This window comes from Clostridium chromiireducens, from assembly GCF_002029255.1.
Lineage (GTDB): Bacteria > Bacillota > Clostridia > Clostridiales > Clostridiaceae > Clostridium > Clostridium chromiireducens.
The window spans coordinates 1-10,252 of record NZ_MZGT01000114.1 but is presented as its reverse complement, the minus strand read 5'-3'; the positions used below and the strand labels follow the sequence as shown (position 1 = coordinate 10,252).

Sequence of the window (10,252 nt, the reverse complement as noted above, 5' to 3'; positions counted from 1 at the left end):
CACTGTTAAATAATCTTTCGCCTTCGCTTGTTAAATCATCTAGTTTATCTTGATTATCTTTTATAAACTCCATTAACTTAGTTTTGTTTTTCTTTGTTGCATTAGATATCAATTCATAATTTAGCTGAAACCAGATTTAAGGAGATAAATTTCTCAAATACTTATTCAGAATTAATAGATTTCAAATATATATTACCTAGAAAGTATAATGATATATATAAGATTACTAGGTATTTTAGAAGAATATTTATGACAATTAACGAAATAACTTCATATAGCAATGCAGAGCAATTAATTAATGAATATGGTTCTGATGGAGTAATTATAGATTTAATATATTTCAATGAGGAAGAGAAAGAAAATGTTTGTAATTGGCTGAAATCTATTAATGATAATCGAATACTTGTAGTTGTGCCTAATAAAGAGTCTAGTAGTGACATTAGCAAAGATCTATCAAGGTATAAATCAATACTTTATTTAAAAACTGATTTAGAATTCCTTAAAGAGGATAAAGCTATCGAATCTCAATTGGATTTATTATATGAAGATATAGTTAATAAGATCACTAATTATTTAAATAAAAATTATGAGTTAACTAGGAATAATTGTAGTATCTATACAAATTCGAAGCAATATAAATTTATTAAGCCAATAGAGCTATCAAATTTGCTTTCAGAAATTTGTAAGAATAATTTCTATAATACTCCTAAAATAAATAATGAGTTAATTAATAAGAGTAATATATCTAGTCCTATTCAAAAAGCAAGGGATACTATAGTTCATATGCTTTTATGTGGTTCATATAAAAAGTTTGATTATACAAAAAATTCACCAGAATGTACTTTATTTAGAGCTACCATTAAAAATCAATTCCTATTGGATAATAACAAGACTAATCACGTAATTGTAAATGAAATTTATAATTTTATAAAAGATGCTGAAAAAGAAGAAATTTGTTTTGATAAACTATATCAAATATTAATTAGTAATGAAAAAGGAATTGGTGCGAGAAAAGGAATATTACCAATTTACTTAGCTTTTGTATTAAAAGATTACAAGGAAGAATCAATCTTATACTTAAAATCTGGTAGAAGCAAAAAAGAAATGAACTTAGAGTACAGTATATTGACTAATATTAATAATCATCCTGAAAAGTATCTTTTAAAAATTGAGAAAGGTACAGTTGAAAAAACTAAATATACTAATGAACTATCAGATATATATTTGCCATACTTAAATTTAAATTCGGATAATAAATTTATTAATATTGTAAAAGGAATGCAAGCATGGTTACAATCATTAAGTATACTTACTCAAAATTATAAAGAAGATGTTACTGATGGTACTGTTTTATCATCAGATATTCGAAGACTAAGAAAAGATATAATGAGATATGAAATGAATTATAGGGAATTTTTATTTCACGAAATGAAAAGTATATTAGGTACTGATTCATATGAAGAATGTATATATAAGCTAAAAGAAATTAAGAAAAAATTAGATTCTTATGATAACAAAGTAAAGGAATATGTTATAAATAAGACAAGTGAAGTAATAAATGCAAGCTATAAAGGTTCTTTAAGTAGTAATTTGAGGGCTTGGTATATAGACATTGAAGAAGATAAGAAAACTCATTTATATAATGGAACAACAAATGAATTTCTTAAGTTGCTAGAGAAAATAGGTAATAATGATGAGGAAAATATAAACAGGCTTGCAAGAGTGATGACAGGATTGTCAATCGAAGATTGGAATGATACTACAATTGATGTGTATTTCGAAACTCTTAATAATTGTAAGAAACTAATTGATAATTATGAAATTGCTGAAAGTAATGCTAGTGGGAGCTTGATTAGAATACTAATTGATGATGAAGATGATAAAGAAATTGAAAAAACTTTTAATAGAGCAGAAGTTTCAAGTATAGGTTCGGTGTTATTAAATGCAATTGATGAAACAATAGAAGAATTTGGAGATTCAATTGATGATAATGAAAAAAGAAATATTTTGATGCGTATTTTAGAAAGATATATTTAATAAAGGGGGGTAACCCCTCTTTGCTATAGAAAGGGTCAAGCATGAACAAATTAATATATTTAGATAATGCAGCAACTACATACCCAAAGCCAGAAATAGTATATACTACAATGGATAAAGTTTTGAGAGAAGAATGCGTAAATGCAGGAAGAGGATCATATAAATTAGCACGAAAAGCTAATACTTTAATAGAAGATACGAGAAAGCTATTGCTAGAACTAATCAATTCTAAGGCAAAAAATGAAAAAGTTATATTTACTCCTTCTGCAACAATAGCAATTAATCAAGTTCTAAGAGGAATAGAGTGGGAAAAAATAAATAATGTTTATGTTTCTCCATTCGAGCATAATGCAATTATGAGAACATTACATTCGTTAAGTAAATTAAATGATTTCAATATTCATATAATTCCATTTGACAATTTAACATTTGAATTAAAAGATGCAGACTTAAAGGTTATGTTTGCAAAAAATACTCCAGATATGATTGTTTTATCTCACATAAGTAATGTGACTGGCTATATTTTACCAATTAAGCAATGCCATGATTTAGCTGAAAAGTATAATCCAATAAATATAGTTGATTGTGCTCAATCTCTTGGTATAGTTCCAGTTGATATTACAGAAGAATTATCAATGTGTGACTTTATAATATTTGCAGGGCATAAATCATTATATGGACCTCTAGGAGTGGCAGGATTTATTTGTTTGAATAGTAATATAAATTTAAAAGAAATAATTACGGGTGGAACAGGATCAGATTCTACAAATCTGGAGATGCCTCAAGATGGTGAAAAAAGATATGAGGTAGGAAGTTATAATATTTATGCAATAGCTGGTCTTAATGCTGCTTTGCGGTGGATAAATAATACAGATATAAAAGAAATTTTTAAACATGAGAAAAGATTGAGTGAGATACTTGTACAAGAATTGAAGTCAATTAATGGTATTGAGGTGTATGTACCAAGTAATTTAGCAAATCACATTGGAGTTGTAGCTTTTAATATAGAAGGATATAAAGCTTCTGAGGTAGGAACAATTTTAGATGATGAGTTTAATGTTTGTGTTAGAACTGGGCATCATTGTGCTCCATACGTGGCGGCATTTTTAGAAGGAATGGCTAAGTATGGTACTATAAGAGCTAGTATTGGATATTTCACTAATGAAAATGATATTAGGATATTCATTGATTCAGTTAGTGAATTGTGATTATTACATGTAGTTGAGGGGGGAACTTATGTCATTGTCAGATTTAAACTTAAGAATTCAATATAGATCAGATAATGAATATAACATTGTTAAGGATTTTTATATTCCAACTTTAAGTCAAGCTATAACTTATAAACGAGCTGTTGGTTTTTTTTCGAGTTCGGCTCTTAGCAATTTAGCTAGTGGAATTTCGGAGTTAATAAAGCGTAATGGCAGAATGAAATTAATTGTATCAGAAAGATTAACAGAAAGTGATATTGAAGCAATAAAATTAGGATATAAGAAAAGAGAAAACGTTCTTGAAGAAAGTATGATGAATAATTTTCATGAACCAAGTTCAATATTAGAAGAAGAAAGACTAAATTATTTAGCAAATCTTATAGCGAACAATAGGTTAGATATCAAAGTAGCTATTATTGAAAATAAATTAGATATGGCTATGTATCACGAAAAAATAGGTATAATAATAGATGAATATGGGAATAAAGTGGCATTTACTGGCTCGTTAAATGAATCTGAATTTGCATACGAGCAAAATTTCGAATCAATAGATGTTTACTGTTCTTGGAAAAATGAAACTGAGTTAGAAAGAGCAAAATTAAAAGAATTAAATTTTGATAGCATGTGGAATGATGAAACAAGAAATTTAAAGATATATAATTTTCCAGAAGCGGTAAAAAGAAAAATACTGAGGTACAGAAAGAATAGTGTAAGATCGGAGATGGAGCTTATTAGTAAAAATAGAATAATTAATGAATCTATCGAGCAAGCGAAACCTGTTTATCCTGAATGGTTTAAAATAAGAGATTATCAAAAAGAAGCTATAAGTAAATGGAGGGAGAATAAATTTATAGGATTATTAAATATGGCGACAGGAACAGGAAAAACATTAACAGCATTATCGGCTGTAAAGGAACTTTCAGATTGTATTATTAATGAACCATTATTAGTTATAATTGTATGTCCATATACTCATTTAGTTGAGCAATGGAAAGATGATGTAATAAGCTTTAACATAAGTCCAATTATTGCTTATTCAAATTCGGATTATAAAAATTGGGAAAAAAGTTTAGAAAAATTAATATATAGGCTAGACTTAGAGGTCATTACATTTGGTTGTGTATTAACTACGAATTCAACATATAAATCAGCAAATTTTCAAAATTTAATAAATACATATGATAAAAATATATTATTAGTTATTGATGAAGCACATAATGCTGGAGCATATGAGTTCAAAAAAGTTTTATTACCTAAAATTCGATATAGATTGGCATTATCAGCAACTCCTGCTAGGCATTTTGATGACGAAGGGACGAAGGAGCTTAGTAATTATTTTGGTGGGGAAATATACAGTTTTGATCTTAAACGAGCTATTGATGATGGGTTTTTAACAAAGTATTACTATTATCCAGAAATTATCTCATTAACAGATGATGAAAGAAAAGAATATGCGGAATTATCAAAAAAAATTGCTAAAGCTATGGCATTAAGTAAAAAAAATAAAAGTAAATCGTTAGAAATGTTACTCATAAAGAGAGCAAGAATATTAGCTTCTGCAGAAAATAAATTAACAAAATTAAGAGAATTGATGAAAGATCAAAAAGATACGTATTATAACTTAGTTTATTGCGGAGCTGTTAATTTTATTGATCATGGAAAAAGTGTTAAGCAAATCGATAAAGTTTGTGAGATATTAGGTTCAGAATTTGATATGAAAGTTGCTAAATTTACATCAGAAGAAAGTAGTGATGAAAGGAAAAAAATAATTCAAAATTATAAGGATGGAGAATCGCTACAAGTAATTGTTGCCATTAAATGTTTAGATGAAGGTGTTAATATTCCAAGTATAAGAAACGCCTATATTTTAGCGAGCTCAAGTAATCCAAGAGAATTTATTCAGAGAAGAGGCCGTGTATTAAGAAAATTTGAAGGAAAAGATTATGCATATATATATGATTTTATAGTATTACCAAGAGAAAGATCCGAAATACCGTTATTAACTCCGGATGAAATTAAGTGTGATAAATCAATGATAAAAAGGGAATTCGATAGAGTGGAGGAATTTGCTAAATTAGCTCAAAATAAAAATAGAGCACTGATTGAACTAGATCCGATATTAGAATATTATAACTTATTTGAATAATAAAGAGGGGAAGATAAAAATGTCAATAGATAAAGAAAAAGTTGCTATATTGGTTAATGAAATTATGAAGAAAGAAAATGAATTTCTTAATATTAAGTCTTTACCTGAGAGTAAAAAGATACAGAACATAAAGGAGATAGTTGAGGAGGTTATAAGATAATGATCTTAAATAGAATTACATTATATAATTTTAGACAATTTGAAGGAAAACAAACAATAGAGTTTTCTAAAGATCCTAAGAAAAATGTTACTATAGTAAAAGGTGAGAATGGAGCAGGTAAAACAACTTTATTGCAAGCATTTATGTGGTGCTTATATGAAAAGTTAGACCTACCAAATGAAGAAAGTCTTCTTACAACTGAAATTTTTAATGATATGCGAATAAATGAAAAAGAAGATGTATGGGTTGAGATAATTTTTACGCATAAAACAAGAGAATATATATTAAAGAGATGCTATTCATTAGAGAAAACTAAAAACAAAGAACTAAAAAGAGTTGATAAGAAAGTTCTATTTCAATATAAGGTAAGAGGAAAATTAAAAGATATCGCCCCTACTGAATTAGAAAATATTATTCCACAAGATTTAGCAACATATTTCTTTTTTGACGGAGAAAGAATTGAAAACCTATCCAAGTCTAATAGCAAAGGGAGACGGGATTTAAGTCTAGCAGTAAGAAACATGTTAGGTTTAGATAGCATTAGTAATGGAATTAAACATACTCAAAAAGTATTAGATAATTTGGATAATGATTACAATGGAAATGCAGATGATAATATAATTAATAAAAGGTCAGAATTAATTGAAAAAAAGGAAAAATTGAAAGTTAAAGAAAACGAAAAGAAGGATATAGAACAAGAGATTGAAGCTATAAATGATAGGTTAGATTTAGTATTAGAAAATTTAAAATCATTTGACGATTTAAAAGGCTATGAAAATCAGCGACTGATATTAGAAAAATCTATAAAAAATATAGATACTTCAATACAAGAAAACAAAAATGATATAAGAAGAATTAATAAAGATGGATTTCCTAATTTTATAGCAGATAAAATTGTAAAGATTTTTAAAGATAAAATTCAAATTAAAGATATGACAGATAAGGGTATTAATGGAATAGACGGCACTGCAATTGATTGCTTAATAAATAGAGGATATTGCATCTGTGGAAAAGAAATTAAAGCGGGAACCAAAGAATTTGATTGTTTAATTGCTCAAAAGGAATATCAACCACCTGCTAGTTTAGGTGTAATATTAAACCAGTTTAAAGAGAGAACAGAAAAAAATTTAAAAGAAAGTAAACAATTTAAGGAAAGAACAGATGATAAATTTAAGATCCTAGAGACTAATATTATTAAACTTGAAGATGCAAATAATGAACTGGAGGACTTGAGCAAAAAATTATTAAAATTAGACTATGCAAAGGAGTTAGAAAAAAAGAGGCTAGAGCTTATTCAGGATAAGAATGACAAAGTTATTGGGCTAGAATTAAAAAAACAAGATATTAATAATTTGAAAAATGAGATTGAAAATATTGAAACGGATATAGACAAATTATCTTTACATGATGAAAAAAACAAAATAATAACTATTAGAAAAGAATATGTTAAAGAGGTAATAAAAGAATTACAGATTTTTTATGATGCAAGAGAAATTAAGGTTAGAAATAGTTTAAATGAAAAAGTTAATGATATATTTAAAAAATTGATTTCTTCAAAGCATGTTATACAAATGGAGGAAGATTATACTTTTTCAGTTATAGATATTGATGGAGAAGTTTCTACATCACAAGGTCAAGATATCCTGACAAGTTTTGCTTTTATTTCAGGAATAATATCATTAGCAAAAGAAAAGCATGATGATATTGATATTAATGAACAATATCCTCTAATAATGGATGCACCTTTTGCAAAACTATCTAAAGTTCACAGAAAAAACGTAGCAATGAATCTTCCAAATATTGCTGAACAATTTATTCTTTTTACTGTTGACAGTCAATTTGAAGGAGATATAGAAGACAATTTAGTAGATAGAATTGGAAAAGAATACGAATTGATACCTATAACTGAAGGTAAAAAATATACAAAGATAGAAGAGAGGTAGATACGTATGTTTATAAGAGATGTAGTGCTTTATGGTGAATTTTCAAGAAAGGCAAATGCATTAAAGGAAACCGGAATTTTTGAAAGAATACTTGATGTTTATATGGTATCTGGACTTATTGGTCTATTAACTAACAAGTATGAGGATGTAGAAAGAGATACGGTCAATGTCAAAATATTTATCCAACAACTAAATGGGGAATGGGATAGATTGAGATATTTTGCTAGTCTAGTGACTCTTGCTAACAAAAATGATCAATTAAATGATCAATCTAAACAAAAGCAAATAATTAACGAAGCCTTTGGAGATTGGTTTACAAATGAAAGTGATAGCGAAAATGAAAAATATCAAATGTTTTATAAGCATTCTTTAGCAGGCATAAACTTGCTGTATGATAGAGTTATAGGGACAAGCACTGACAATGATAGCTATTATAGAAATTTTTATAAATTTATAAAATCAATTGATAAGATTGATGTTGAAACCACAATGGATAGATTAATAATAGCTAACCTTATATAAGAGATTTTAAAATTTGATCTTGTCTAATGGATAGATAGTTTTTTGCTTGTTTAGAAATAAAAGTTTTTTATATATTACTAAATCCTATTAAGGAATCATATTTTTAATAAATGAAAAAATAATGGATGTAGATAAGGTAAAATGTATGAGATACAATATGGTGATTTATTACTAAATATAAGAATATAAGGAATGTGGAAATATGAATATTAAAGAAATGTTTGAATTAATAGATAAAAATGAATTAGTCTTGCCGGATTTTCAAAGAAATTTTGTTTGGAATAAAGCTGGACAAAGAGCACTTGCAGCATCGGTACTTTTGAATTTACCCATAGGAAGTTTTTTAATATTAGAAGGAAAAAAAGAAGATTTTGCAACTAAAAGATTAGGGTTCTCTACTCAAGAAGCAACACCAACGGATGAATGTAAATTTCTTTTAGATGGACAGCAGAGATTAACATCATTAAGAAGTATTTTTGGTGACTTTTTTTGTGATGAAGATTGGAAAGATACAATAAGAGGTATATATAATAGTTTGAGAACTAAATGGTTTTTAAGAGTTATACCTAAAGAAGGAGAAGAAGATATTTTCGGTTGGACAGATTTAGTTTTTGATGAGTCTTCTCTAAAAAAAATAGAACCCTCTCAGATAGAAGATATGATAGAAGATAAGCCTATAGGAATTACTAAAACTAATTGTTGGTGGAATCCTGATTATACTTATTTGGACAAAACCGGTAAAAGGATAACTTTTAAAGATGGAAAAATTCATGTATTAAATATAAGTAAAGAAATGGCAAATGAAAATCTATTACCATTGTCTGTTTACAATGATGGAGATAAAACTTTATTGAACTATGCGTTAGAGTACATATCTAAAGAAAGATCTATGCAACTAAAAGCAGAATTAGAAAATGACTTGCAAAGAGCTAAAAGCATATTGGATAAGGCTGGATTGGATACAATTTATGATGAAATAACTATTGAAGATTTAGATAATGTAGTAAATGAATTGAGACAAAATTGGAAGGTTAGTCTAGGTTCTTATCTAAAAGGATTATTAGAAAAAACTGAATCACAAATTATATCATTAAGGTCTGATGAAATTGGAAGAGCTGTAATTATTTTTGAAAGAATAAATAAAGGGGGAACTAACTTAGATAATTTTGATTTAGTTGTAGCAAGAGCTGCAAGGGATAGTTCAAAAGATTCTCTTACAAAAAGAATAATTAGTTATCTTGAAACTAATGTAAATCTGAGTGAAGCACTATGTGATAATATAAAAGGAAATAAGCCTACTGAAATTAATATCTCTTACATGGAAACTGTAAAAAATAATGAAATAAATTCTGTAGTTAAAAACCAATATTTAAATTTATTATCTATTTTAGCAAATGTACAATATGGAAATGTAGATAACATAAAAATAGAACTAACTAAAAAAGAAAAAATATTAAATATATCATATAAGCAAATTAATAACTTGACACCTTTAGCATTAAAAGGGTTAAGTAGAGCTATAGCTTTTTTGCAAATTAGATGCGGAATTGTAAAGATTACAGATTTACATTATAAATTAATGATATTGCCAATAGCATATTTACTTGTTAATGATGAAATATGGTCATGCAAAAAGTCACTAAATAAAATAGAGTATTGGTATTGGGGAAGTATCTTCGCTGGTGAATATAGAATATATCCTAATCAAGTCTCAATAGATGATGTACAAGATTTATACCGTTGGATTGTAGGAAAAAAAGAGATAAATAGATACAATCAACTGGAAGGAAAAATATTTACTATTAGCGATTTTTCTGATGAAAATATTCTTATAGAAGATAATAATAAAGAAATCCCGGTTGCTATACATAAGGGACTATTGCAATATGAGTTGAGTAGGCAGCCAAATGATTTATTATATAATGATATACTTTTAAACACATGGGATATTGCTAAAGAAAGTGATATTGAAATTGATGGTAGAAAAATTAAAATTGATGTTCAAGACCATCATGTTATTCCTTTGGCAACTTATACGTTATTACAAGAACAAAGTAAAAGCATACGAGACAAAAAGGAACATATTTTAAATGGAATATTAAATAGAACTAATATATTAGGTGATACTAATAGGATATTTTCATCAAAGGAACCTAAAAAATATTTGAAAAGTTTAGAGGAAAATAATAATACGTATATGTTAAATACACATTTTATTCCTGATAACTATAAAGAA

The 10,252-nt window shown here is 27.1% G+C and carries 7 protein-coding genes; all 7 read left to right on the top strand.

The genetic code is table 11. The features are described from left to right. Positions 1-249 precede the first annotated feature (249 nt). Positions 250-2,037, top strand: a complete 1,788-nt coding sequence (locus CLCHR_RS22820; protein WP_079442204.1) for a hypothetical protein — start codon at positions 250-252, stop codon at positions 2,035-2,037. Between the two features lie 41 nt (positions 2,038-2,078). Then, positions 2,079-3,245: an aminotransferase class V-fold PLP-dependent enzyme gene (locus CLCHR_RS22815; protein WP_079442203.1), complete on the top strand. Its 1,167-nt coding sequence runs from the start codon at positions 2,079-2,081 to the stop codon at positions 3,243-3,245. A gap of 28 nt (positions 3,246-3,273) precedes the next feature. Then, positions 3,274-5,391 (top strand): DEAD/DEAH box helicase family protein, encoded by a 2,118-nt coding sequence (locus CLCHR_RS22810; RefSeq protein ID WP_079442202.1) that lies wholly within the window; start codon positions 3,274-3,276, stop codon positions 5,389-5,391. Between the two features lie 19 nt (positions 5,392-5,410). Continuing rightward, complete coding sequence (locus tag CLCHR_RS25040; RefSeq protein WP_169896871.1) at positions 5,411-5,551, top strand: hypothetical protein; 141 nt, start codon at positions 5,411-5,413, stop codon at positions 5,549-5,551. Beyond that, on the top strand, positions 5,551-7,494 hold the full coding sequence (locus CLCHR_RS22805; protein ID WP_079442201.1) for an ATP-binding protein: 1,944 nt from the start codon (positions 5,551-5,553) through the stop codon (positions 7,492-7,494). Before CLCHR_RS25040 ends, CLCHR_RS22805 begins: the two co-directional genes overlap by 1 nt. Before the next feature lie 6 nt (positions 7,495-7,500). Beyond that, positions 7,501-8,016 carry a hypothetical protein gene (locus CLCHR_RS22800; protein WP_079442200.1) on the top strand — a complete coding sequence of 172 codons (516 nt, stop codon included), beginning with the start codon at positions 7,501-7,503 and terminating at the stop codon, positions 8,014-8,016. Positions 8,017-8,218: 202 nt separating this feature from the next. Next, positions 8,219-10,252, top strand: a 2,034-nt coding sequence (locus CLCHR_RS22795) for a DUF262 domain-containing protein (protein ID WP_079442199.1), incomplete at its 3' end; no start/stop codon positions are given.

Excerpts from the sequence above, each read along its gene's own strand:
- CLCHR_RS22810 (WP_079442202.1), top strand. The coding sequence starts at position 3,274 with ATGTCATTGTCAGATTTAAACTTAAGAATTCAATATAGATCAGATAAT.
- CLCHR_RS22800 (WP_079442200.1), top strand. The coding sequence starts at position 7,501 with ATGTTTATAAGAGATGTAGTGCTTTATGGTGAATTTTCAAGAAAGGCA.
- CLCHR_RS22820 (WP_079442204.1), top strand. The coding sequence starts at position 250 with ATGACAATTAACGAAATAACTTCATATAGCAATGCAGAGCAATTAATT.
- CLCHR_RS25040 (WP_169896871.1), top strand. The coding sequence starts at position 5,411 with ATGTCAATAGATAAAGAAAAAGTTGCTATATTGGTTAATGAAATTATG.
- CLCHR_RS22805 (WP_079442201.1), top strand. The coding sequence starts at position 5,551 with ATGATCTTAAATAGAATTACATTATATAATTTTAGACAATTTGAAGGA.
- CLCHR_RS22815 (WP_079442203.1), top strand. The coding sequence starts at position 2,079 with ATGAACAAATTAATATATTTAGATAATGCAGCAACTACATACCCAAAG.